A 25,169-nucleotide genomic window follows, 5' to 3' on the forward strand; every position below is an offset into this window, starting at 1 on the left:
ATACCTTATCAACATGAATGGACAGTCGTACAGAGTTAAAGAAACTAAAAAAATGTTACAACCTGATGAAGAATAAATATCTTTAGCCAATCTCATCCGAGACACTTAGTGGTATACTTTTCAATTACTAAGTGGACTACTTTTCAATTATATTATACAGTTTCCGTAAATAATCTAAAGGATGTTTCTTTGAAGTGACTAAACTAATAAGAAATGTATCCGACAGACATAATGGAAACCCAGTGGCAATTTATCGAAAAAGTTCTATTACTACAAGAAAGAAAAAGAAAACATGAAATCAAAGCCATATGGAATGGCATATTCTATTTAGTACGAACAGGTTGTCAATGGCGGATGCTCCCCAAAGAATATCCTAAATGGGAATTGATCTATTATTACTTTCATAAATGGTCTGATTTAGAGAAATTCGACTTATTATTAAGTAGTTTACGGGAAAAGATTCGGATTAAACGTCATCAAAAAGCGTCCGTCTCTCTGGCTATAATGGATAGTCAAAGTGTACGATGGGGTAATAAACAAGTCACTCAATGGAATTGATGGCAACAAGAAGGTGAAAGGCATAAAACGACATGTTGTAGTTAACAAGAAAAGATTTTAAATAGCAGTAATGGTTACGGTAGCTAATGTTCATGACAGTAAAGCGGCAAGTCTTTTGATGCGTGGGCTTAAAGAATTATGCTCGCCCGTAACAACGATAATCGCTGATAGCGGATATAGAGGAGAACTGGCTGAAAATATAAGGGATACATGTGGATATGTCTTACAAGTGGTCATTAGTGGATATAAGAATCAAGGATTTAGACCAATTAAAAAACGTTGGGTCATTGAACGTACTTTTGCCTGGTTTGATTATAACAGAAGGTTATGTCGAATCTATGAAACAACTTTTGACTCAGCTGAAGAGATGGTCAAAATTGCTTCTATAAAATAATTGTTGAATAAAATTTAAACAGACTCTAAGAAGATTATGTTTTCTGCAAAAGGATTCATAATCTTCTTTTTTAAAAGAAAATCAGTATTTTGTCCAAGACGAAGGAAAATACTATCTCTTCATTCTTGGAAGTTTATTGATCATCATTATAGGTTTGCCCACTCTTCCAAAGTAAATAGATGAGCAATAGCAGTATTAAGAAGTATATCCAGACATAAAATTATATATGTTTTATTAAAAAAAAGATTGCACCCCATGAGCGATACCGAGTTGCATGATTTTTTTTGTATTTGTCACCAACTGACACTCCCTAATCTCTTTCCTCTATATAACCTATAATCTAGGTAAAAATCCATATTTTTTTCAGACTTATGATATTCTAAATTAAAATATACACACCTATAAGTATCTCGAGTATTTATAATGATAGGATTGTTGTCTTTGTTAATTGTCTCTCCAGATTGTCCATATCTTTATTCAGTTTCAAATCAGTTATTTTTGCATAAATTTGAGTTGTTTTAATGTTTGCATGCCCTAGCATTTTAGCCAGACTTTCAATTGGCAAGCCATTTTCAAGCCCAATAGTGGTAGCCATTGTATGACGGGCTACATGGAAGGTTATATCCTTTTTAATATTGCATAGGTCTGCAACCTCTTTCAAATATGCATTAACTTTTTGGTTACTGGGGACAGGAAATAAATATTCTGATTGAGGATCATTATATTTTAGGATTAATTGTTTAGGGATATCAAATAATCTTATACTCGACATTTCTTTTGTTTTCTGTCTGTTTATTCTTATCCATAAGTTTCCGTCGATAGAAGCATATAAGTGTTCTTTCTTAAGGTTTTTCAGATCGATATAAGCTAACCCTGTGAAAGATGAAAAAATAAATAAATCCCGAATAATCTCCAATCGCTTTATTGGAAACTCTTTGTTGATAATCTTCTCTAATTCTTCCATTGTTAAAAATTCTCGATCAACTTGTCGAAGTTTTATTTGATAATTCTGAAAAGGATTTATTTTTATATAATTATCATTCAGTGCTATAATAATAATTCGCTTAAAAAGTTGCATAAATTTAGCTGTGGTATTATGCCCACATTTTGCTTCTGTTTTGAGATAAGTTTCAAAATCGCAGATAAAGCGATAACTTATTCTAGTTATAGGAATATCCTCTGTCTTCCATCCATTCTTAATATAGGAGGCTAAATGTTTACGTGTTACTTCATATTTTTGATATGTTGCCGCAGACTTGCAGATATCAATTTGCTTTTGTATTTTTTCATTATGTTTTGAGAATAGGGATAATATATAATGAAAATCTTTATCTGCACCAGTATAGCAATCTTTAATTGTTTTTGCCGTAGTAGATTCGGCATACAAAGTTTGTTTATAATAAATTTGATTAATTTTAATTCGAACATTGTCCAACGTCCTGTTTTTCTGATTTGTTTCTTTTGTTTTGCCAATAATTTGGTGTCTCTTAGCATTCCACTGATGAATATAACTTTTTACACCTGTATTCACTTCTACACTTTTTCCATTTACGGTAATACGTGCAATAATTGTTTGAGGATATTCCATTTTTGAAGAGTTCTTCTTTATAAAAAACAAGATTGAAAAAGTGTTTCGCATATGACTAGACATTTAATTGTTAGTCAGAAATATATGGAATATCTTCAAAAAAACGATTGGTTTTATCAAATAGTTATAAATATTCATTAAACAATTGATAATAAGACATTAGTGGCTTAATCGTGGGAAATTACTAATTGAAAGAATGTAACGATTTTGTAACGAATTTATGTGAATAAAGGTGCTATTTTATGACTTATTTTGAGAAGATTGAATGTCTTCAACTATCTAAAATATTAATAAACAATCACTTAGATCGTTTAAATCTCCGAGGGTTCGATTCCATACATCTCCTAAAGAAAAACCCTTGAAAATCAATGATTTCCAAGGGTTTACATCTTATCTTTTTGTTCCAGCGGAGAGAGAGGGATTCGAACCCCCGGTACCTCACAGTACAACGGTTTTCAAGACCGCCGCAATCGACCACTCTGCCATCTCTCCAGTGCTTATTAGCACAGTGCTTTCCTTCAAAAGCGATGCAAAGATATGTACTTTTTTTAAACTTCAAAATAAAAACGAAGCTTTTTTATATTTTTCTTCTACAAATCATATCGCCTACCCTACTCCATACTCACAAATAGTAATATATAACATCTAACACACATGCTATTTTGATATCTTTATGTATATTTGCGCTTCGTAATTTAGGGTTATTAGTATAAGTATAAAAAGACATCAAAATAGAACTCATTATATCGGATGAATAGAATACGAAATTTTTGCATCATTGCTCATATCGACCACGGAAAAAGTACACTTGCCGACAGACTACTAGAATATACAAGAACTGTCGAAGGAAAAGAAATGCAAGCCCAAGTGCTTGACAACATGGATTTGGAGCGCGAACGTGGAATCACGATAAAAAGCCATGCCATACAAATGAAATATATCTATAAAGACGAAGAATATATCTTGAATCTTATAGATACTCCCGGGCACGTCGATTTCTCGTACGAAGTGTCACGCTCTATCGCAGCCTGCGAAGGTGCGTTACTTATTGTTGATGCTGCACAAGGAATACAAGCTCAAACAATATCCAATCTATACATGGCGATAGAAAATGATCTTGAGATTATTCCCATACTAAATAAAATAGACCTTCCGAGCGCTATGCCCGATGAAGTAGAAGATCAGATCATCGAACTTCTAGGTTGCAAGCGCGACGAAATAATTAGAGCCAGCGGTAAAACTGGAGAGGGTGTATACACTATACTCGATGCGATTATAGAACGCATACATGCTCCCAAAGGCGACCCTGAAGCTCCCCTGCAAGCTTTGATTTTCGACTCGGTATTTAACTCATTCCGTGGAATCATCGCATACTTCAAAGTAGTCAATGGTAGTATCAAAAAAGGCGATCTTGTAAAATTCTTTGCTACCGGAAAAGAATATAATGCTGACGAAGTAGGTGTTCTTAAACTTACCATGTCACCTCAAAAGGAAGTTACCTGTGGAGATGTAGGTTACATTATATCCGGGATCAAAACATCGAAAGAAGTTAAAGTTGGTGATACGATAACCCATGTGAAAAATCCATGTAAAACTGCAATTGATGGATTCGAGGAAGTAAAACCAATGGTATTTGCCGGAGTATATCCCATCGAAAGTGAAGATTTCGAAGATTTGCGTGCTTCGTTAGAAAAACTTCAACTGAATGATGCTTCCCTTACCTTCCAACCCGAATCATCCGTAGCTCTGGGCTTTGGATTCCGTTGTGGATTCTTAGGTCTATTGCATATGGAGATAATACAGGAGCGATTGGATAGAGAATTCAATATGGATGTGATAACCACTGTACCAAACGTATCGTACCTTGTCCATGACAAAAAAGGAAATGTAAAGGAAGTTCACAACCCATCAGGTCTTCCCGAACCTACCTTGGTTGACTTTATCGAAGAACCATATATACGCGCGTCGGTAATTACCAATACAGCATATATCGGATCGATAATGAGCTTGTGTCTGGGTAAACGAGGAATTTTACTGAAACAAGAATATATATCGGGCGACCGTATCGAAATAACTTACGACATGCCTCTGGGCGAGATTGTAATTGACTTTTACGACAAATTGAAAAGTATATCGAAAGGTTATGCTTCATTCGATTATCATATGAATGACTACCGTGAAGCAAAACTTGTAAAAATGGATATCCTCCTAAATGGCGAGCCTGTAGATGCACTCTCTACGTTGACACACGTAGACAATGCCGTAAACTTTGGTCGTCGTATGTGCGAGAAACTGAAAGAGCTAATCCCACGCCAACAATTTGATATAGCAATACAAGCGGCCATAGGAGCAAAAATAATAGCTCGTGAAACAATTAAGGCTGTACGTAAAGATGTTACGGCAAAATGTTACGGGGGCGATATTTCCCGTAAACGTAAACTATTAGAAAAACAAAAAGAAGGTAAGAAACGAATGAAGCAAGTAGGTAATGTAGAAGTTCCTCAAAAAGCATTCTTGGCAGTATTGAAGTTAGACTAAACAGTATGAGCAATTTCATAGAAAAAGATATAAAGGACTTTACCCTCAATCCATTTGAGATCAAAAATAAATGGATGCTTATCTCGGCACAGAAAGATGGTATAACCAACACCATGACTGCCAGTTGGGGAGGTTTCGGGGTGATGTGGAACAAAGAAGTAGTCTTTGTTGTTATACGTCCACAACGATACACGAAGGAATTTGTAGATAATGCCGATTCGTTTTCGCTTACATTCTTTGATAAAAAACACCTGAAAACACTAAGTTATTTAGGTAAGACATCAGGCCGAGACGAAGATAAAATAGCAAAAGCAGGATTCACTGTTGCTTTAGACAATAATATTCCTTATTTTGAAGAAGCCGAAACAGCTATCTTTGCTAAAAAATTATACGCACAACCTATGGGTGGTGAATTCTTTCTGGATAAAGCAATCATAGATCGCTGGTTTCCCGAAAAAGATTTCCATATATTGTATATAGGTGAAATAACCAAAGTTTTGGAAAATAAATAAGATTATCCACTATTAAAACAGCTTTTTATAGAAAGAAATGAGAAAATGGCGCATTGAGGACTCGATAGAGTTATACAACATCTCGGGATGGGGTATAAATTACTTTTCAATCAACGAGAAAGGTAATGTAATAGTAACACCTAGAAAAGACGGAGTTGCTGTTGATTTGAAAGAGCTTATAGACGAATTACAACTTCGTGATATATCAGCTCCTGTTTTGGTTCGTTTTCCGGATATTCTGGATAACAGAATCGAAAAGATATCGACGTGCTTTAAACAAGCCGCTAAAGAATATAACTACGAAGGACAGAATCACCTTATTTACCCTATTAAAGTAAATCAGATGCGTCCGGTAGTAGAGGAACTTGTAAGTCATGGTAAGAAATTCAATATCGGACTAGAAGCCGGCTCTAAACCCGAACTTCATGCTGTAATAGCAATAAACACCGATCCCAATTCGCTAATTATATGCAACGGATATAAAGATGAAAGCTATATCGAACTTGCCCTTCTTGCACAAAAAATGGGTAAGCGAGTGTTCATTGTGGTTGAAAAACTAAATGAGCTTTCTCTTATAACAAAAATAGCGAAGAGACTTAAAATAGTTCCTAATATAGGTATTCGTATCAAACTAGCCAGCTCTGGTAGTGGTAAATGGGAAGAATCGGGTGGCGATGGTAGCAAGTTCGGATTAAATTCGAGTGAACTATTAGAAGCTCTTGCATTCCTTGAAAAGAATAATATGAAAGAATCACTTCGTCTTATTCATTTCCATATCGGTAGTCAGGTAACTAAAATACGCCGTATAAAAACAGCTCTTCGCGAAGCAGCACAATTTTATGTTCAATTACACGAAATTGGGTATAAAGTAGAGTTTGTCGATATTGGCGGAGGTCTTGGCGTAGACTATGACGGTACACGTTCATCATACAGCGAAAGCAGCGTTAACTATTCGATACAAGAATATGTGAACGACTCTATCGCGACGATGGTAGAAGCTGCAAACAAGAACGAAATCCCACATCCTCATATTATTACAGAATCGGGACGTTCTCTTACAGCCCACCACTCTATTCTTGTTTTCGAGGCGCTTGAAACAACAACGCTTCCTGAATGGAAAGAGGATGAAGAAATCGCAGAAGATGATCACGAACTGGTAAAAGAGTTGTATCAGATATGGGATGATCTAAGCCAATCTCGTATGCTCGAAGCATGGCATGATGCCCAACAAATAAGGGAAGAATCTCTCGATTTGTTCAGTCTTGGTATGCTTACGCTTAAAACAAGAGCGCAAGTAGAACGTTTATACTTCTCTATTGCACGTGAAATATTCCAAATAGCAGGTCGTTCGAAACATTCTCCGGAAGAGTTGAAACAATTGTCGAAACTTCTTCCAGACAAATATTTCTGTAATTTTTCGCTATTTCAATCCTTACCCGATTCGTGGGCAATAGATCAGGTATTCCCAATTATACCGATACATCGTCACGACGAACGTCCTGACAGGACAGCTACACTTCAAGACATTACGTGTGACTCGGATGGCAAGATCGACAACTTCATATCGAATGGTAACCAATCATCTTATCTTCCTGTTCACAACAAGAAGAAGAACGAAAGCTACTACTTGGGTGCATTCCTTGTAGGTGCATATCAAGAGATATTAGGCGATTTACACAATCTATTTGGTGATACCAATGCTGTACACGTTTCGGTAGACGAAAACGGATACAAGATAGAGCAAATGATCGATGGAGAGACTGTAGCCGAAGTACTTGAGTATGCTCAATATAACGCGAAGAAACTTGTACGTACAGTAGAAACTTGGGTTACTACCTGTGTGAAGCAAGGTTCGATCACGGTAGAAGAAGGAAAAGAATTTTTGTCTAATTATCGTTCAGGGCTATACGGATATACTTATTTAGAATAATAGATGAAAACGATACTATATACGCTATTTTTTACTTCCACCTTATTATTAACCAGCTGTTCCATCTATGAAGATGTTTACTTCAAACAGGATGGTCAGGTAAGGTATGAGATAAAATTCGATGCCAGCGAAATACTTGCTATGATCCCCGACGCTGCCGATAAAGCAGGAGACTTACCGTCTGATAGTATCATCTCGGTAGTCGATCTCTTGAAGCAAAAAGGAGGTTCTTCGAAGCTACTGATAGAAAACAAGGAAGATATCGAAAATATTACTCCTCTTTTTCTTGAGATGCGAAACGATAAGGCTAATCAAATTCTTACAATTACTATGTTTGGTGACTTTACGAATGTAGAAGCTCTTAACAAAGCTCTGGTTTCGATTAATAAGTTGCAAGAGAAAGGTAAGAAAGAAGGTATGAAAAATAGTAATATCGGTATTGACAGGCTTACTAATACATCTTCTTTTACATGGGACGGCAAGACAATGAAGAGAAAATTAGATCTTTCTCAGATTGTAAATGAAGCTGCCGGTAACAAGAATGATATGATATCAAAGATGTTTTCGCAAGGTAAGATGACCATTAAGTATCACTTCCCCGAAAAAGTCGATAAAGCAAATAATTCAGATGCTTTAATATCGCAAGATGGAAAGACTGTTATAGTTGAATATTCTGCATCTAAATTCTTAAAGTCAGACAATAGTCTCGACATTGAGATTACTACTAAAAAGTAAAAATCAAACAATTGATAAAGAAAGGCGTAAATTAATTTACGCCTTTCTTATTTTATAATATCTGCATCTTTATTCCAAAAGATAGTCTCAGATAATTCTTCGGTCCCCAATAACTATCTGTAAAAGCGTTAACAAGATAAAGATCATTCGAACTAATCTCATAATAGAAGGTAAATGATTTGGCTATACTGCGCTTGTCATGAGGAATATTATAGGTTATTCGTTGACCTGCATAAATATTAAAACGCATTTTTGTAGAAAAACCATAATAACCCTTCGGGTAACGATCCGGTTCGTGAACCCAAAAATCATCTCCCAGAATAGTATTTACATACAAACCTGTTGCTAAAGGCTCGAATGAGAATTTATCATTTATTTTTGTATTCCAAGGCATAAAATTCTGCCTCAACGTAAACGTAATTTTCGAGTTGTCAGTCGAAAATTTTGGCAGATACTCCATAAATACATCAGTCTCCCATTGCTTATTCTTGCCATAATCCCAACCTGTTCCTAAAGATAAGAAACCCATTCCTCCAGCATATTGCATTTTCATATATCTGGGAATAAGCTTTTGCCACGTAGAATTATATTTTTCAACACGTACATCATAACCGTTCTGAGCAGTAGACACGATGAAAGGAGAAATCGACAATACAAAAACGATGCATATTTTGCGATTAAAATTCAACCACTTCAAAATCATAACTGTTATCAGAGTTTAATGTAAAAAGAAAGTATTTGCGTTTGGCCATACTCGGCGAACCATAATAGATGATTCCATCACCAAACAAGTCGTCTATGTTTATATTATGGTCATGCGCATTCATACAGAATTGTAAATCAGGAAATTTCTTTATATAGTCCTGAAATATTTCGGCAACATTGTTATTAAATTGTTCTGAAGAAGGTCTTACATGCATTGCAAAAACTGTCTTCTCGTGAGCATCGCATTGTTCCTCCAATTGCTCTTTCATAAATGCAAAATCAGGTACGGGGCGGGAATAATCGTATTCTAAAGCATTAGTATTAAGGCATATAAACTTGGTATTGCCTGCCATAAATGAAAAATTCGGATTACCGAATATTTGAGTGAATACCTCCTCTCCATTAGCCAAACAGTCGTGATTACCAATTAATACGACATAAGGAACAACCAATTTGTTCATTATATCTCGTGTCCATATAAATTCTTTGGTAAGTCCGAAGTCAGCTACATCTCCACCGTGTATCACAAAATCGATATCCGTGCGATTATTAATTGTTTTCACGAAATCTTCGGTGTCGGCTAAAGCCCGTTGGGTGTCACCCATGAAAGCATATCGGATAGTCGTTTTTCCGGCACAAGCATTTTCTATACGTACTATGTTTTTGTTGTTGATGTCTGTTTCTCCGGTTATTCGTCCGTCATAAGGATGATATTCAATCATATCACATCCATAGCTCAAAAAAAGGAGTAATGGAATAAGTAAAATTTTGTTCATTGCATGTCTATTAAAATACACACAATGTTACGAATTATTAGGCAGGGAAAGGGTTTGAGCCGTATTCAAAAGAGAATATCGAGGGTATTTTCTCTTTTATTTTAACATAATAATAATGTATAATTGATCTAAATAGGGCAGGTTTAATAAATTAACTCAGGGCTTCTAATGCATCGGCTACAATAAAATTACTACCCCCGATAAATATAAAATCGTTCGGTGCAGCCCATTCTTTTGCAGCAATAATAGCGTCAGCAACAGTAGGATATGAATACCCTGTCAGCCCTAATTTTCGTCCCATAGTTTCTAATTCACGTTCGTTGATAGCCCGTGGAATAGATGCTTTAGTGAAGTAATATATCGCTTTCTTAGGTAGCAAAGATAATACAGACGAAATATCCTTATCGTTCACCATACCCAGCACAATATGCAGCGTGTTGTATTTTTCGTTAACCAACTGTTCAACTATATATTTTATTCCGGCTACATTATGTCCTGTATCACAAACAATCTTAGGGTGCAGCTCTTGAATGATCTGCCAGCGTCCCATCAACCCTGTCAATTCTGTTACGTAAGCAAAACCGCTATAAACAGCCTTCGATGGTATTTTATATCCTATTTTTTGCAGTTCTTTAATGGCACATAATACAGTTGCTGCATTTTTTAGTTGCGCATAACCCGACAGTTCGCCTTTGAGATGCGAATAATGCTTTGTGTCGAACAACCAGCCGCTCGCAGTCTTTAAACTGGATAAAATTAGTTTTTCATCTTCGGCAAAAAAGATAGGAGCTCCTACCCTTTCGGCTGTATTTTCAAAGACTTCTCTTACACTTTCTTTTGCCTCGCCGATAATTACAGGAATATTTTGCTTTATTATACCAGCCTTCTCCACCGCAATCTTTTCGATAGTATCTCCTAAAAACTGAACATGATCGAGGCTGATATTAGTTATCACACTCAAATCGGGTGTAATTATATTCGTACTATCCAATCGTCCGCCTAAACCAACTTCGATGATAGCGACATCTACATCCATTTCGGCAAAATAGAGAAAAGACATCATCATAGTCAATTCAAAAAAAGAAGGTTGAATCGGTTCGAATGCTTCACGGTGTTCCTCGACGAAATCCACAATATACTGTTCCGATATTTTCTCACCGTTAACACGTATGCGTTCTCTGAAATCGACTAAATGAGGTGAAGTATATAATCCGACCTTGTAACCCGATTCCTGCAAAACAGCAGCTAATAAATGTGACGTAGAACCCTTGCCGTTAGTACCTGCCACATGTATGGTTTTGTACTTACGATGGGGATGAGAGAAATAAGCATCTAATTTCAGGCTATTGTCTAGTCCTTCTTTATATGCGAGCCCCCCTACCTTTTGATATACGGGTAGTTGGTTATATAGATATTCAATTGTTTCTTTATATGTCACGACTTTAATTATTAGTTTAAGGAATCTTGCCCGTAGACAATGATGCATATCCTGTTTTCTCTACAAGAGATTGTCCCTGATCGGAAATTATCCAATCTATAAGCTTGGTCACATTTTCGTTTTGGGTATCTAAAGTTACAGCATAGAAGTCACCTACAAAAGGATATTCGTTATTCTTTATAGATGCTTTATCCGGATAAACACCATTTACTTTCAGCAGCTTTATTTGATTATTACCAATCATCTCTGTTGCAAAGAACAGAAAAGTATAACCGATAGCACTATTGAAGTTTTTATATTCCGCCGTTTGATGAATTATACCACCCATCCCTGTTGCCACATCTTTTAGAGGTGGCGATATGAGTGGTGCACCTTCCATTATTTTTTCGAGCATTGTCTGACTTCCGCTATTCTTTGGTCGCTGAAATGCCTTAATATACTGATTATCTCCTCCAAGTTGACGCCAATTCGTTATTTTTCCGGAATATATGTCCTATATCTGTTCCACTGAGAGTTCATCCACAGGATTATTAATATTTACGAAAAATACAAAGGCTTCGCGACCAATGGGACGGAGGATAAAAGTTTTACCTTCACTCTCTGCCTCTTCTATTTGTGCTTTCGATGGCGCAGCACAGAATATAACATCTACTTCTCCATCTAAAAGCCGTCGATAGGCTTCGGGAGTAGTATTACTCATTACAATACTCCTGTATGGGTTATATTCACCCTCAGGATATGTTGCCTGAACGAATGCCGAATATAAAGGATATAACGCTGTCGCTCCATCTATACGTGGTAAGTTGTCTTCAAATTTCAGTGTCGATTCACCATCAAGCAGTGCAACTTTACTGTCTTTATCAAAAGGCTGATAATCAACTAGATTTACACCCTGATCATCTATTGTAGGAATACTATTTATATAGCTCTTCCGAACTTCATATATTGTCACAGCAATGGCGGCAGATAAGAGAATAGCAATAAACGAACCCACTACTATCTTAGTTTTCAAAAACTTCAGTGCCCAAACAATAAGCCATATACTTAACAATGAAAACAATGTAAGTATGAACGGACTATAAAATGCAGATTGTCCGCTAAAAGCAAAACCGATAAGTGCGCAAAAGCCGACAAATGCTAATAGCAATATCAGTACAATCGATACAATAACCCTCAGTGCTTTTTTTTGCATTTTACTTAATTAATAAATTAATTTGCGATAATACAATCATTGAGTATATCCAGAAATTGAGCGACATGCAGCCCATCCATCAACGCATGGTTTACAGTTATCGAAACAGGCAATTTCAAGCATTGCCCATCTTGATACAATTGCCCTGTCGATATCTTTGGCGGAGAACCTACTCTACCAAAAGAAGTTGCATGCTTCATATCTGTAAAACGAAACCACGGAACAGGAGAGAAATGTACCACATCCAGTCTGTTCATATCTTCAGAAAGCATAAGACCCGACGATTTTTTAACCTTTTCAATAGCTTGGTGCGCATTTTCGATAAAGATATCCTTATTTATATCATATTCAAACAACGAAAAGCCAAATGTACCATCATCACGCCCTATCGTCGACGAGATATGAATCTTATCGTAACAAACCACTTTATCATCTTCGATACGATAACGGAATGGTTCCGATTGGTTTACAGCACACATTATGGTGTATAGCGAGTCGATAAAGAATGAACCTTTCTCCCTCTTCGTTTTATTATATACATTCGTAAAATCAACATCGACAGTCAATCCGAAAAATGGATCATCGAAGCCTTTGAAGAAATGAAAATGCTCTTTTCTATTCCACGAATCTATATCTAAATATTTTTTCATCTTAATTTAATCTCCTATCCAAATAATTGTCTGAAAGCTTCTTCGACTTTCCTCACCTGAATAATTTCGATATTAACTTTCGACGTAAATCCTTTCAAATTATTTTGCGGCACTAATATTTTAGAGAAGCCTAATTTCTCAGCTTCCAGAATACGTTGTTCTATACGGTTTACCGGACGTATCTCGCCTGACAAACCAACTTCGCCTGTCATGCAAACATGTTTCTCTATCGAAATATCGAGGCTGGACGACAGTACAGCACTAATAACCGATAAGTCCATTGCAGGATCGTTAACCTTCAATCCTCCTGCTATATTAAGAAATACATCTTTCTGAATAAGCTTAAAACCTGCACGTTTCTCCAATACGGCCAAAAGCATGTTCATGCGGCGAAGATCGAATCCCGTAGCCGAACGCTGTGGCGTACCGTAAGCTGCTGTACTTACCAGTGCTTGTGTCTCTATCAGAAACGGACGAATACCTTCTATAGCAGCAGCAATAGATACGCCGCTAAGCCCTTCGTGATTCTGGGTCAATAGCAATTCAGATGGATTGCTTACTTCACGCAATCCGCTTTGGCGCATTTCGTAAATACCAAGCTCGGCTGTGCTACCAAAACGGTTTTTGATACTGCGAAGAATACGGTACATATAGTGTTGATCACCTTCGAACTGCAATACTGTATCTACAATATGTTCGAGTACTTTAGGACCTGCTATACTACCTTCTTTATTGATGTGACCGATAAGGACTACAGGTGTGCTGGTTTCTTTCGCAAATTTGAGTATCGCTACCGAACACTCGCGTACTTGTGATACGCTACCCGGCGAAGATTCTACAGTATCGGTAAAGATTGTCTGTATAGAATCTATAATAACAAAGTCGGGCTTTGTATTCTGCAAATGGACAAATATTTGTTCCAGATTCGTTTCACAGACAATAAAGCAGTTCTCGCTATTGGAGTTGATACGGTCGGCACGTAGTTTCAACTGGCGTGCGCTCTCCTCTCCCGATATGTAAAGAGTCTTTACATCTTTCAGTCCTAATACCGTTTGTAGAACTAATGTCGATTTACCAATACCCGGTTCACCGCCAATCAATACTAACGACCCCGGTACAAGGCCGCCACCTAATACCCGATTGAATTCGCCATCCTGTAAATCGATACGGGGTTCATCAGCAGTTTCTACATCTTTCAATAGAAGAGGTTTGGCTTTTGATGTCGCAAATATATTGAGTCCACCCTTTGCAAGGCTATCTTTTCCGGTACTTATAATTTCTTCGACATAGCTGTTCCATTCTCCACAGACAGGGCATTTGCCGAGCCATTTAGGAGAATCGTTACCACAGCTGGTGCATACAAATGCTGTCTTCGTTTTAGTCTTTGCCATTCGAGTATTACTTTACCACTTTTTTTGTTTTCGAGATACCACTTTGTGCATCCACTGATACAATATAAACACCTCTATTCCACGCACTGGTAGGAATGCGGTGTGTCGACGAACTAAACTCCCTCTGAGAATAAACTTCGTATCCCGACAGATTATAAACTCTGACTGTTTTTAATATATCTTTTGCTGTTACATAAAGATCTTCACCATCCCAAAAGACTACAACATTTGGTCTGTCAATAGGCTGCGGATCGGGGTCTGTCGCACCCGACGAGTCCATTCCCGACAGCTTTGTTATGCCTGTATTATTAGGGTCTAAGTATTTCTTCATCCAAAGGTCAGGATCACTCGATTTATTCCAATGATAAGCGAATTTACCATAAGAATCTGTGGCAGATGTATTAGTACAACTAGAAGATCCTCCTGTCAGCGTACCTACTACAAGCCCATTCTGATTGAAAATAGGAGAACCCGACGAACCACCCTGAGTAACACCTCTAGAATATCTTACCAACCAATGAGCATTCGGCGCAGACGAACCCTCCGATTCAGCCCAGCTGGTTGTAACTAACGGTGTCGTAAATAAAGCTATTTTTTTTACATCACCTAAAGGATGTTGAATAACAGCACCACTTAGATTTACATAATCCTGATTTTCGGTATCCCATCCATTGTAATGTACCTTCCACGCAGGATCGATCTCTTGTGTCAGTTTTATCAATGCACCATCCGAACCTCCTACTATAGGATTCATCACTAAAGACTCTGCCCCGATCAGTTTCTTTGATTCAGGTCTCGTTGTTTGATTTTCACATGTTACAAACTCATCGTCAAAATATATTTCCGTGCGTTCCATTGTAGCTGTTCTACCATTAACATTGAAACAATGATATGCAGAAAGCAAATAAGGCGTTTTATCTTTATTAGCATTATTTACTAATGTACCTGAACAGAAATAAGTAGAGCTTCCTATTGTTGTTAACAAACGGACAACACCTTTTTTCTGATTCTGCCATTCATCCCCTTCAGGGCAATTGATATTAGGGATACACACATTACGTGAGTCGTTAAACGATCTCAATTTACTATCAGGTGTAACGAAAACATCGCTTAGATCCCTGTACTTATACCCTATGCTACTTATTTGAAACCGTGGCATTTCAGTCTGATCGGAAGAAGTTACATATTCCAATGTTATTTTATCCCCCGACAGTGTTTCAGTAGAATAAAAACCGCCATTGGGATTACTTTTGTGGGCATAAACTTTCGTATCATAAGATGAATCTTCGTTATAAACGTACAATGTACCGCCCTGTGGAATATAAAAATCATCATAACGCACAGTCACACCATGAGATTTAGGTGCCTCTATCGTCAGTTTCCATGTTTTTTTCGAATTGGATAAAACGTCCCATTTACCGATGCTGATAGCATCTAAGAATAAAGGATAAAGAATAGCTATACGCATAGGAGTTCCGATTTGCTTCGCCATTTCATCTTCCTTATCCAATCTGGCTTTGTCTACATCGATCTGGAGTGTAACAACTGATTTATCACTATTAAATGTATGTGCAGTTTGCTGGGCTGATATATTCAGACTAAACAGTAGGAATAAACCTAAAAGCAGTTTATTCACAGAATTATTTCTCATAATTTGGCTATTAATTGTTGAATATATTTGTCCACATCCTCTCTATTGACAAGCTCTTCGGTTTCGAATATTATATCGGCTTTCGAATAGAACGGCTCCCTCTTTTGCAAACTTTCTACCACGAAAGTATACAACTCTTCTTCGTTTTTATCTCTTATGAGGGGTCTTTTTTCTTTACATGTATTGAGCCGCGAGGATAAAGCTTCGGGTGATGCCTTCAAATAAATTGTTGTCCCTACCCGATTCATATAGTCTATGTTGTCAAAAAAACAAGGTGTACCACCACCCGTAGATATAACAACATCTTCAAATTCTCCAACCTCTTTCAGTATATTACTTTCTATCTTTCGGAATTCGGCTTCGCCTACATCTTCAAATAACTGACTGACTGACTTTAAATAGCGAGCTTGAATGAAATGGTCTATATCGACAAACTCCACTCCCAAAGCTTTTGCTAATTCGCGTCCGGCGGTGGTCTTACCGGTTCCCATATATCCGATTAAAAAAATTCTTTTCATTTCATATAAGTAAAAGAATGCATTTAATGTCGCATTTTGAAGCTATAACTACCAATCTTTTTTATACTTGGATAGCAATAATTTAGGTCTGCGACCTTAATATAGTCTAAGCTATTACACAAAAATAGGAAATAATATCTATCAGATATAACGATGAGTAAATATTATGTTATTTTAAAGGGAGAAAAAATAACATAATCACATTTTGGATAATTAACGTGAGTTCAGCATAGGGAAAAGAACAATAAAATCTCGATTCGAAAGAAGCCATCTATTCATTCTAGACCTAAAGAATAGCAGGAGATCTTCGCCGTATATCGCAATGACAAAAAAAGCTGATAAAGAAAACTGGGTATCAACTCATAGATACTTTATTTAATGCTTATCTATTTGATAAATTTAAAATATATAATTATATTTACAACCGTTAAGGATATATAAATAAAACAAATAAAATGAACAATTTATCTCGAAATAAAATAGCTATTTTCTCCATCTTTTCCGCTGAAAATTTGGAGGTTAGCTATATTTTATTAGAGAGAGAGAGAGAGAGAGAGAGAGAGAGAGAGAGAGAGAGAATGATCTACTAATCTACCTATTTTTATTTTTTCTAATTCGTAATAACAATTCTCCTTTTGTTATTTGTTACCATCTCTTTTCACATATTGCGTATATATTACACAATAAAAATTACAAAACAAACTTTCTATATATATTTATTTCTACTAAAAGGGTATGCTGCATTGAGTGTGCCCTTATTTTTTATGCTGCCAACCAAAAGTATGTAGTTGACAGACTTTACATGCCTATATCCAAAATCGTGGATTACTTAACAATCTTAACATCTAAGCAGCTTTATCTGCTATATGCGAACTATAATTTGCTCAAATTAAAAACTTTATTCAAAAACTTTATGAGGAAGACAAAACTATTTTATGTGCTAATTACTGCCTTTTTATTGTCGTGGAAGGTGAATGCCCAGGTAACAATCGGTAGTGGCGAAGCTCCTTCAGCAGGCGCTCTGCTCGATCTGAAGGAAAACAAGGAAGGTATGTCCACTAAGGGGCTAGGTATGCCTCGTGTACCACTTAGTGATTTAACCAATCTTTACCCTATGCTCACAGGTAGTGAAACTGATTATGAGACACTAAAAGCCTCTCATGTCGGTCTGATGGTTTACAATACTACTACACAAGAAACAGCCAATCGTATCTGTCCCGGGCTTCACCTATGGACTGGGGAAAAATGGGAGTCGCTTATCCCCTATCCTATACAACCTGTCGGCAGCAAGATTCTTAAATCGGATAAATTAAATGGTTTTACGTTCCTTGATCCGAATTCGCCTACAAATTGGCCTGCCGATAAAGACCGCAGCCAATACCCTTTAGGCTATATCGGCACATTTACCGACAGCCGTGGGGGCGATACGCCACAGACCTACAATTATACCCGCTTTTATGTCGGTCTGGCTAATCGTACCAAGACTTATGAGGTACAGGAAAATTATTCATGCAGCAATACTCTTGTCTCCGGCAACGCTGTCACTACAATTGAAACAGGCGACTATTTTGAAGATGGTGTATGGATGAATGATAATCTTCGTGCCGAGGTTATCGACCCTGTGCGTGATAACGGCGATATTATTTTGATTCTGACCGAAAATTATACTTACAGTCATTCTGAAACCTATTTTGGTTACCCCAATAAAGTATCTGCCAATAAAAACACGTTAGGTGTACTTTATAATTGGGCGGCAGCCACTAATGGCAAGGGTGGAGCGACGGGTCAGGAAGGTACAGTTAGTGAAGGTGAACTTGCCGAAGGAACTCAAAGACAGGGTATCTGCCCTTCGGGATGGCATTTACCGAGCGACAGGGAGTGGACTAATCTGGAGAATGCGATTATCATTAACACATCTCTTTTCAGTACTACGCCTAATATCGGTAGTGCTAATATATTAGACTACGCTCTTTACAGTTGGCGTGGCACAACCCATGGTACTGCTATGAAATCCACTACATCCGCCGACGGAACCACCGCCACTGGCGGCACATCCAATCCTGTAACGCAAGGCGGCTTCAACGGCCTTCTTTCCGGTAACAGTGATAGCTCGAACAAATTCGGCACGCAAGGCTATTGGTGGTCTAGTAGCAATTCTAGCGCAACTTTGGCTTGGCGTCGGAGTCTCCAGAATACCGAGGCTAAGGGATACCGCTGGAACAACTCTGCGCGGAACGCCATGCACTCGGTTAGGTGTAAGAGAAACTAGTACTTTATAGATTTATCATTTTAACTCTTTAAAGAGATTTTTTTTGTCCGATATCTTTATAAAAGGAGGCATTTGTTATTTTACGATTATAAATAATAAACGCCTCCTTATTTGTTTTAACTAAATATCAAAAGCCAAAGAGGATTCCTCATCCAATACAATTAATATAGTAAAAATTAAAATGATTTTCCATTTTTTCACCTACCTGCTTGACGAATTAAAATATATAATTACATTTACAGTCGTTAAGGACATATAAGTAATTTTCATGAACAATTTTCCTCAGAATAAATTAAGTTTTTCTGTTGTATTTTCATTTGAAAACACAAGAGTTAGCTCTCTTTTATTAAAGAGAGGGTTATCAATATTAATATGACCTACCTATTCTTATTGGTTCTCATTTACAGTAACAAATCTCCTTTGGCTGATTGTCATTGTCTCTTTACATGTATTAAGTATATATTACACTATAAAAACCATAAACCAAACTTTTTAGAAAGATTCCCTTCTTTTATACGGACACGCCAAGCTCAGTGTGTCTTTTTTTACTCATATCCAAATTCTTGAATTTCTTAACTATCTTAACAACTAAGCAGTTCTGTCTGCTTTATTCGAACTATAATTTGCTCAATCCAAAAACTTTATTCCAAAAACTTTATGAAGAAGACAAAACTATTTTATGTGCTGGTTACAGTATTTCTCCTGTCGTGGAAAATGAATGCTCAGATAACCATCGGTAGTGATGAAAGACCTTCGTCTGGCACTCTGCTTGATCTAAAAGAAAATTCTGATGGTATGTCCACTAAAGGTTTGGCTATGCCTCGTGTATCACTTAAAGACTTAACAAACCTTTACCCTATGTTCACCGGTAGCGAGTCGGATTATGCCACACTAAAAACAACCCATGCCGGTTTGATGGTTTATAATACTAAGACACAAGAAACAGCTGATCGTATCTGTCCCGGAATTCATGTATGGACAGGCGATAAGTGGAAACCCTTGGTTTCTTATCCTGTTTGGCCTGCCGAGAGCAAGACGCTTAAATCGGATGTTTTAGTCGGTTTTACGCTTCTTGATCCGAATTCGCCGACAAACTGGCCTGCCGATAAAGACCGTAGCCAATATCCTTTGGGTTATATCGGTACATTTACCGACAGCCGAGCAGGAGATACCCCACAGACTTATAACTATACACGCTTTTATGTCGGTCTGGTAAATCGTAACAAGACCTATGAGGTGCAGGGAAATTATTCATGTGGCACGACTCCTGTCTATGTTTCTACCATTACAACGGAAGCAGAAAATACCTTTGAAGACGGTGTATGGATGAACGACAACCTTCGTGCTGAGATTATGGACCCTGTCCGTGATGACGGTGATCCGGCTTTAACTCTGATTAACAGTACGGCTGGTTCATTTAACATTGCTGCTTGGGGCTATCCCATTAATTCTGCCAACAAAAACACTTTAGGTTTACTTTATAATTGGGCCGCTGCAACCAATGGCAAGGGTGGAGAAACTGGTCAGGAAGGCACTGTTAATGAAGGAGGCCTAGCCGAAGGGGTTAAAAGACAGGGAGTTTGCCCTTCGGGCTGGCATTTACCGAGCGATCGCGAGTGGACTACTCTGGAGAATGCTATTATTACCAATACCTCAATCTTTAGCACTATGCCTACTATCGGCACTATATTAGACTATACATCTAGCAGCCGGGATGGTATAAACCATGGTGCTGCCATGAAATCCACTACATCCACCAACGGAACCACCGCTTCCAACGGCACATCCAATCCTGCGGCACAAGGCGGCTTCAACGGCCTTCTTTCCGGCTATGGCACTGGCATCGTAATGGGTTTCGGCACGGCCGGTTATTGGTGGTCTAGTAGTATCGGTTATCGCGACGTCATCAATAATGTCGAAACGGCCTGGTATCGGACTCTCACTGCTTCCTCCGCTTCGATAATCTGTAATAACGCCACTCGGAGACTCTTGTACTCCGTTAGGTGTAAGAAAAACTAACTCTTTAATCGGCAGAATCCACTTTTTCGCAAAAAAGATATAATTTTTGTTTGATACTTTATACACAGGAAGGCGTTTGTTATTTATAGTGGTAAAATAACAAACACCTTCCTTATTCATTCAATAATGTAATAATTTTCGAGTGACACCAAATATCACAGATCAGTTATCGGCTTAAATTTAGGTGCAAGCGTCTTCATTACCACCCATCCCAACAGATAGGCTACGGCACAGTATCCGAATACGATGGAATAACCCAATGATATATCTCCCCAAACATCTCTTGCATGGTCGAAAAGCCGACCGCTGATAATCATCAGTAAAAATGAACTTACACCTCCTGCCAGACCAGTAGCTGATGTTATAGAAGCAACCGCTTTCTTGGGGAACATATCGCTGCCTGCCGTATAGATATTTGCCGACCATGCCTGATGTCCTGCACAACCGATCCCTATCAATATCACAGGAATCCAATATCCATAATCTCCTAAGAATTCGAGATGTGCCAACGGCTGAGCAAATAGTACAACTAGCGGAATCATGGCTATGAATAACATTGCCCGCATGCGTCCTTCGTATGGCTTCATGCCCTTGTTGATGAAATAAGTAGGAAATTTACCTCCTAATACAGAACCAAATACTGTGATGGTATATAGTACTCCGAGAGGCAATGCTATTTGTGTACCTTTCAGTCCAAATTCAGCGTCTAAGTACGCAGGAGTCCAGAAAAGAAAGAACCACCACACACCGTCTGTTATAAATTTACCTAAAAAAACTGACCAAGTTTGTCTGTAACTCATACATTTTAAGAACGAAACCGATTCTTCTTTCTTTTTGGGATCGGGTGCTTCTATCTCTCCTTTGGCAATCAACTCTTGTTCCAAAATTGTATCCTGATTGATATAGTTGCGTTCAGCATCATTCATATGAGGATTTTTATCCGGTTCTTTATATAGGAGCCACCAAAAACCCAACCAAACAAATCCGATAGCACCAACTATAAGAAATGCAATTTCCCATCCCCATTCTTTTGCAATAAACGGTACGGAAAGCGGAGCTATAATAGCACCGACATTCGCTCCCGAATTGAAAATACCTGTGGCAAACGAACGGTCTCGTTTAGGGAAATACTCTGCCGTAGCTTTTACAGCCGAAGGGAAGTTTCCCGCTTCGCCCACAGCCAGAACTACACGAGCAAAAAGGAAAGCACCCAAACTGACAGTAGCGATAACAGGAACTATACTACCGGTAGCATTTATTAACCCCTCTGCATTTTCAATACCTGTATACCATTCTGTAAATAGTCCGCAAACTGCATGCAAACATGCTCCGAAAGACCAAAGAGTTATAGCATAAGCATATCCTTTTTTTGTACCAACTTTATCTACGAAACTGCCGACAAAAATCATACTGATGGCATAGACTATCGAGAATACACCCGTAATCCAACCAAAATCGGATTCAGACCAATGGAATTCGGCACTCAAATCGCTTTTGAGCAAGCCTATAATCTGACGATCCATATAGTTGATAGTCGTGGCAAAGAATAGTAAAGCGCAGACTTTCCACCTGTATTTGGTCATGGTATCGTTTGCAGCATGTAGTATTTTATTCATAATTATTAGATTTAGGTTTCTTTTTTCTCACTTCTTAAAAATAGCGATTTGCTTTTGCATGCTATTTTTCTCATGCTAATTGTTAATCAGAATTTAAAGAAATTCTTTGCATTATAGTATGATATATTCTCGACCATCTTACCTAGAAATTCGATTTCGGAAGCGGGTAAAAATCCTTTTTCAACATCTCTGCCGATAAGATTACAAAGAATACGACGAAAATATTCGTGGCGGGGGTACGACAAGAAACTACGCGAATCGGTGAGCATACCCACAAAACGGCTCAACAACCCTTGATTAGATAACGAATTTATCTGTGCTTCCATACCGTCTTTCTGATCGAGAAACCACCAACCCGAACCAAACTGAATTTTGCCTGCAACAGTTCCATCCTGAAAGTTACCGACCATAGTAGCCACCAGATCGTTATCACGGGGATTGAGATTATAAAGTATCGTTTTAGCGAGTTTATCTTTTGAATCAAGCCTATCCAGAAATTTAGCCATATTAAGGGCTTGCGAAAAGTCGGCGATTGAATCTCCGCCAACATCTGCTCCAAGTTTATTAAATAAGCGACTACTATTGTTTCGAACTACTCCAAAATGGAATTGCTGCGTCCAGCCCTTTTCCCAATCCATTATAGCACCTTCGTAGAGCAGACCCGATTTAAATTTCAAGCATTCTTCGATTGTAAGTTCATTCCCTCCATATACTTTATTGAATATCCTGTCAATTTCTACATCTGTATAATCTTCTGCAAAAAAATGAGCTATTCCATGATCTGACAGTTTACAGCCAACCTCTGCAAAAAAGTCGTGGCGTTTGCGAAGTGCAGTCAGCAGATCGGTAAAATTAGAAATAGATACACCCGATGCTTGAGACAGTTTTTCCATGTAGGCTCTGAATTGAGTAGGATTTTCGACAGCCATAGCCCTATCGGGTCGCCAAGTAGGAAGTACTTTTATCTCAAAACCTTCTTTCTTCAAAGCGAGATGATGCTCCAAAGAATCAGCCGGATCATCAGTTGTACAAACTACCTCAACTTTGTAATGCTTCATCAAGCCACGAGCCGAAAATTCTTTAGTACGAAGTTTCTCTGTACACTCATCATATATTTCTCTTGCGGTTTCGGGTTTAAGAAGTTTAGTTACCCCGAAAGCTGTTTTCAGTTCCAGATGTGTCCAATGATAGAGAGGATTGCGCATTGTATAAGGTACAGTTTCTGACCATTTTTCAAATTTCGCCCAATCGGTAGTATCTTTTCCTGTTATATATCGCTCGTCTACCCCATTGGCTCTCAATGCACGCCATTTATAATGATCGCCTCCCAGCCAGATTTCACCCAGATTGTCGAACTGATAATCTTCGGCAATCATTTTAGGATCGAGGTGACAATGGTAATCTATGATGGGCTGATGCTTGGCATGTTGATGATAGAGCAATTCAGCCACACTGTTCTCTAATACAAAGTTATCGTCTAAAAAATCTTTCATGGTATTCTCTCCTTTATTTATAAAGTGTTTTCGCTATCCCCATTTCCAAGCCTCGCAATTCTGCAAGACCACGCAAACGACCTATCGCTGAATAACCGGGATTGGTTTTCTTGTTCAAGTCGTCTAACATTTGGTGACCGTGATCGGGACGGAAAGGAATAGAAATTCCACGTTTGTTTTGTATTTCGAGAAAGCCTTTCATTACTCCATACATATCTACATCGCCTTCTAAGTGATTGGCCTCGTAAAAATTGCCCTGATCGTCACGCTTTGTAGAACGAAGATGTACAAAATTGATCCTGTCCTCCAGTTCCACAATCATTTCAGGCAGATCGTTGTCAGCACGTACACCGAATGAGCCTGTGCAAAAACACAGACCATTAGATTGATTAGGCACAGCTTCTACTAATGCCTGAAAATCCGATTTCGTACTAAGAATACGGGGCAAACCAAGAATAGCATAAGGAGGATCATCAGGATGTATAGCCAGTTTAGCACCGACCTCATCGGCAACGGGAGCTATCTCTTTGAGAAAGTCGATGAGATTTTGCCTTAATCGGTCTTCGCTCACATTATTGTATCTATCCAACTGTTTTTGAAATTCTTCTAAAGTAAAACTCTCTTCTGCTCCCGGTAAGCCTGCAATCATATTTTTGACAATCAAATCTTTGTCAGCCTGCGACATATTCTCAAAACGTTTCTTTGCTCTGGTCTGTTCTTCTGCTGTATAACTTTTTTCGGCATCAGGGCGCTTTAAGATATACAAGTCGAATGCCATAAAAGCATCCTTTTCGAATCGTAATGCTTTAGAGCCATCGGGCATTGTGAAGGCGAGATCGGTACGAGTCCAATCTAATACGGGCATGAAATTGTAGGTGATAATCTTCACGCCACATTTAGCCAGATTGCGAATACTCTGTTTATAGTTTTCTATATATTTCTTATAATCTCCTTCTTGTGTCTTGATATGTTCGTGCACAGGGATACTTTCGACAACAGACCAAATGAGTCCTGCATCTTCTATCGTCTGCTTGCGTTTTTGGATTTCCTCCACCGTCCACACCTCTCCATTTTTGATATGGTGAAGCGCCGTTACAATTCCTGTCGCTCCGGCTTGCTTTATATCAGCCAACGATACAGGATCGTTGGGGCCATACCATCTCCATGTTTGCTCACTTAGTATCATGTTTTTTTTG

General features: G+C 38.0%; 19 protein-coding genes, 1 tRNA gene and 1 pseudogene. 8 read left to right on the forward strand and 13 right to left on the reverse strand.

Annotated features, from left to right (window positions below; genetic code table 11):
• Positions 1-213: 213 nt before the first annotated feature.
• Positions 214-558: a transposase gene (locus G7Y56_RS18665; RefSeq protein WP_255498768.1), complete on the forward strand. Its 345-nt coding sequence runs from the start codon at positions 214-216 to the stop codon at positions 556-558.
• A gap of 70 nt (positions 559-628) precedes the next feature.
• Positions 629-952: a transposase gene (locus tag G7Y56_RS18670; RefSeq protein ID WP_255498769.1), complete on the forward strand. Its 324-nt coding sequence runs from the start codon at positions 629-631 to the stop codon at positions 950-952.
• A gap of 418 nt (positions 953-1,370) precedes the next feature.
• On the opposite strand, the gene G7Y56_RS14610 is transcribed toward G7Y56_RS18670, so the two are convergent.
• Together G7Y56_RS14610 and G7Y56_RS14615 are read right to left on the reverse strand one after the other, a co-directional pair.
• Positions 1,371-2,540 (reverse strand): site-specific integrase, encoded by a 1,170-nt coding sequence (locus G7Y56_RS14610; RefSeq protein ID WP_255498770.1) that lies wholly within the window; start codon positions 2,538-2,540, stop codon positions 1,371-1,373.
• A gap of 407 nt (positions 2,541-2,947) precedes the next feature.
• Positions 2,948-3,032, reverse strand: a tRNA-Ser gene (locus G7Y56_RS14615).
• A 258-nt stretch (positions 3,033-3,290) separates the two neighbouring features.
• Here G7Y56_RS14615 and lepA point away from each other — a divergent pair.
• The 4 genes from lepA to G7Y56_RS14635 are packed head-to-tail and all read left to right on the forward strand — an operon-like array spanning position 3,291 to position 8,255.
• The gene (gene lepA, locus G7Y56_RS14620; RefSeq protein ID WP_165026113.1) at positions 3,291-5,078 is read left to right on the forward strand and encodes a translation elongation factor 4; all 1,788 of its coding nucleotides are present in this window, start codon (positions 3,291-3,293) and stop codon (positions 5,076-5,078) included.
• A 5-nt stretch (positions 5,079-5,083) separates the two neighbouring features.
• Positions 5,084-5,590, forward strand: a complete 507-nt coding sequence (locus tag G7Y56_RS14625) for a flavin reductase (protein ID WP_165044583.1) — start codon at positions 5,084-5,086, stop codon at positions 5,588-5,590.
• Positions 5,591-5,627: 37 nt separating this feature from the next.
• On the forward strand, positions 5,628-7,520 hold the full coding sequence (gene speA, locus G7Y56_RS14630; protein ID WP_165026108.1) for a biosynthetic arginine decarboxylase: 1,893 nt from the start codon (positions 5,628-5,630) through the stop codon (positions 7,518-7,520).
• A gap of 3 nt (positions 7,521-7,523) precedes the next feature.
• Complete coding sequence (locus G7Y56_RS14635) at positions 7,524-8,255, forward strand: hypothetical protein (RefSeq protein ID WP_165044585.1); 732 nt, start codon at positions 7,524-7,526, stop codon at positions 8,253-8,255.
• Between the two features lie 52 nt (positions 8,256-8,307).
• Here G7Y56_RS14635 and G7Y56_RS14640 read toward each other — a convergent pair whose 3' ends face one another.
• The 8 genes and pseudogenes from G7Y56_RS14640 to G7Y56_RS14675 form a co-directional block, all read right to left on the reverse strand.
• Positions 8,308-8,958: a hypothetical protein gene (locus G7Y56_RS14640; protein ID WP_165044587.1), complete on the reverse strand. Its 651-nt coding sequence runs from the start codon at positions 8,956-8,958 to the stop codon at positions 8,308-8,310.
• On the reverse strand, positions 8,933-9,736 hold the full coding sequence (locus tag G7Y56_RS14645; RefSeq protein ID WP_165044589.1) for a metallophosphoesterase: 804 nt from the start codon (positions 9,734-9,736) through the stop codon (positions 8,933-8,935). The genes G7Y56_RS14640 and G7Y56_RS14645 overlap by 26 nt, the downstream gene beginning before the upstream one ends.
• A 151-nt stretch (positions 9,737-9,887) precedes the next feature.
• Positions 9,888-11,174: a folylpolyglutamate synthase/dihydrofolate synthase family protein gene (locus G7Y56_RS14650; protein ID WP_165044591.1), complete on the reverse strand. Its 1,287-nt coding sequence runs from the start codon at positions 11,172-11,174 to the stop codon at positions 9,888-9,890.
• Positions 11,175-11,190: 16 nt separating this feature from the next.
• Positions 11,191-12,366 (reverse strand): annotated as a pseudogene (locus G7Y56_RS18675) (substrate-binding domain-containing protein).
• Between the two features lie 17 nt (positions 12,367-12,383).
• A complete protein-coding gene (locus tag G7Y56_RS14660) occupies positions 12,384-13,016 on the reverse strand; it encodes a chloramphenicol acetyltransferase (RefSeq protein WP_165044593.1) in 633 nt (210 codons plus the stop codon).
• A 14-nt stretch (positions 13,017-13,030) separates the two neighbouring features.
• Positions 13,031-14,407: a DNA repair protein RadA gene (gene radA / locus G7Y56_RS14665; protein ID WP_165044595.1), complete on the reverse strand. Its 1,377-nt coding sequence runs from the start codon at positions 14,405-14,407 to the stop codon at positions 13,031-13,033.
• A gap of 7 nt (positions 14,408-14,414) precedes the next feature.
• Positions 14,415-16,058 (reverse strand): trypsin-like peptidase domain-containing protein, encoded by a 1,644-nt coding sequence (locus tag G7Y56_RS14670; RefSeq protein ID WP_165044597.1) that lies wholly within the window; start codon positions 16,056-16,058, stop codon positions 14,415-14,417.
• Entirely contained in the window at positions 16,055-16,576 is a 522-nt protein-coding gene (locus G7Y56_RS14675) for a shikimate kinase (RefSeq protein WP_165044599.1), read from the reverse strand. Before G7Y56_RS14675 ends, G7Y56_RS14670 begins: the two co-directional genes overlap by 4 nt.
• Before the next feature lie 913 nt (positions 16,577-17,489).
• On the opposite strand from G7Y56_RS14675, the gene G7Y56_RS14680 reads away from it, so the two are divergent.
• Both G7Y56_RS14680 and G7Y56_RS14685 read left to right on the forward strand, forming a co-directional pair.
• Positions 17,490-18,845: an FISUMP domain-containing protein gene (locus G7Y56_RS14680; RefSeq protein ID WP_165026087.1), complete on the forward strand. Its 1,356-nt coding sequence runs from the start codon at positions 17,490-17,492 to the stop codon at positions 18,843-18,845.
• 657 nt (positions 18,846-19,502) lie between these two features.
• Positions 19,503-20,864 carry an FISUMP domain-containing protein gene (locus G7Y56_RS14685; protein ID WP_165044601.1) on the forward strand — a complete coding sequence of 454 codons (1,362 nt, stop codon included), beginning with the start codon at positions 19,503-19,505 and terminating at the stop codon, positions 20,862-20,864.
• Positions 20,865-21,019: 155 nt separating this feature from the next.
• On the opposite strand, the gene G7Y56_RS14690 is transcribed toward G7Y56_RS14685, so the two are convergent.
• The 3 genes from G7Y56_RS14690 to uxuA form a co-directional block, all read right to left on the reverse strand.
• Positions 21,020-22,480 (reverse strand): MFS transporter, encoded by a 1,461-nt coding sequence (locus G7Y56_RS14690; RefSeq protein WP_165044603.1) that lies wholly within the window; start codon positions 22,478-22,480, stop codon positions 21,020-21,022.
• An 86-nt stretch (positions 22,481-22,566) separates the two neighbouring features.
• On the reverse strand, positions 22,567-23,973 hold the full coding sequence (gene uxaC, locus G7Y56_RS14695) for a glucuronate isomerase (RefSeq protein WP_165044605.1): 1,407 nt from the start codon (positions 23,971-23,973) through the stop codon (positions 22,567-22,569).
• 13 nt (positions 23,974-23,986) lie between these two features.
• Positions 23,987-25,159, reverse strand: coding sequence for a mannonate dehydratase (gene uxuA, locus G7Y56_RS14700; RefSeq protein WP_165044607.1), 1,173 nt, complete (start codon positions 25,157-25,159; stop codon positions 23,987-23,989).
• Between the last annotated feature and the right edge of the window lie 10 nt (positions 25,160-25,169).

The organism is Dysgonomonas sp. ZJ709, from assembly GCF_011039195.1.
In the GTDB taxonomy this organism is placed as follows: Bacteria; Bacteroidota; Bacteroidia; order Bacteroidales; family Dysgonomonadaceae; genus Dysgonomonas.

Excerpts from the sequence above, each read along its gene's own strand:
- G7Y56_RS18665 (WP_255498768.1), top strand. The coding sequence starts at position 214 with ATGTATCCGACAGACATAATGGAAACCCAGTGGCAATTTATCGAAAAA.
- G7Y56_RS18670 (WP_255498769.1), top strand. The coding sequence starts at position 629 with ATGGTTACGGTAGCTAATGTTCATGACAGTAAAGCGGCAAGTCTTTTG.
- G7Y56_RS14610 (WP_255498770.1), bottom strand. The coding sequence starts at position 2,540 with ATGGAATATCCTCAAACAATTATTGCACGTATTACCGTAAATGGAAAA.
- lepA (WP_165026113.1), top strand. The coding sequence starts at position 3,291 with ATGAATAGAATACGAAATTTTTGCATCATTGCTCATATCGACCACGGA.
- G7Y56_RS14625 (WP_165044583.1), top strand. The coding sequence starts at position 5,084 with ATGAGCAATTTCATAGAAAAAGATATAAAGGACTTTACCCTCAATCCA.
- speA (WP_165026108.1), top strand. The coding sequence starts at position 5,628 with ATGAGAAAATGGCGCATTGAGGACTCGATAGAGTTATACAACATCTCG.
- G7Y56_RS14635 (WP_165044585.1), top strand. The coding sequence starts at position 7,524 with ATGAAAACGATACTATATACGCTATTTTTTACTTCCACCTTATTATTA.
- G7Y56_RS14640 (WP_165044587.1), bottom strand. The coding sequence starts at position 8,958 with ATGATTTTGAAGTGGTTGAATTTTAATCGCAAAATATGCATCGTTTTT.
- G7Y56_RS14645 (WP_165044589.1), bottom strand. The coding sequence starts at position 9,736 with ATGAACAAAATTTTACTTATTCCATTACTCCTTTTTTTGAGCTATGGA.
- G7Y56_RS14660 (WP_165044593.1), bottom strand. The coding sequence starts at position 13,016 with ATGAAAAAATATTTAGATATAGATTCGTGGAATAGAAAAGAGCATTTT.
- radA (WP_165044595.1), bottom strand. The coding sequence starts at position 14,407 with ATGGCAAAGACTAAAACGAAGACAGCATTTGTATGCACCAGCTGTGGT.
- G7Y56_RS14670 (WP_165044597.1), bottom strand. The coding sequence starts at position 16,058 with ATGAGAAATAATTCTGTGAATAAACTGCTTTTAGGTTTATTCCTACTG.
- G7Y56_RS14675 (WP_165044599.1), bottom strand. The coding sequence starts at position 16,576 with ATGAAAAGAATTTTTTTAATCGGATATATGGGAACCGGTAAGACCACC.
- G7Y56_RS14680 (WP_165026087.1), top strand. The coding sequence starts at position 17,490 with ATGAGGAAGACAAAACTATTTTATGTGCTAATTACTGCCTTTTTATTG.
- G7Y56_RS14685 (WP_165044601.1), top strand. The coding sequence starts at position 19,503 with ATGAAGAAGACAAAACTATTTTATGTGCTGGTTACAGTATTTCTCCTG.
- G7Y56_RS14690 (WP_165044603.1), bottom strand. The coding sequence starts at position 22,480 with ATGAATAAAATACTACATGCTGCAAACGATACCATGACCAAATACAGG.
- uxaC (WP_165044605.1), bottom strand. The coding sequence starts at position 23,973 with ATGAAAGATTTTTTAGACGATAACTTTGTATTAGAGAACAGTGTGGCT.
- uxuA (WP_165044607.1), bottom strand. The coding sequence starts at position 25,159 with ATGATACTAAGTGAGCAAACATGGAGATGGTATGGCCCCAACGATCCT.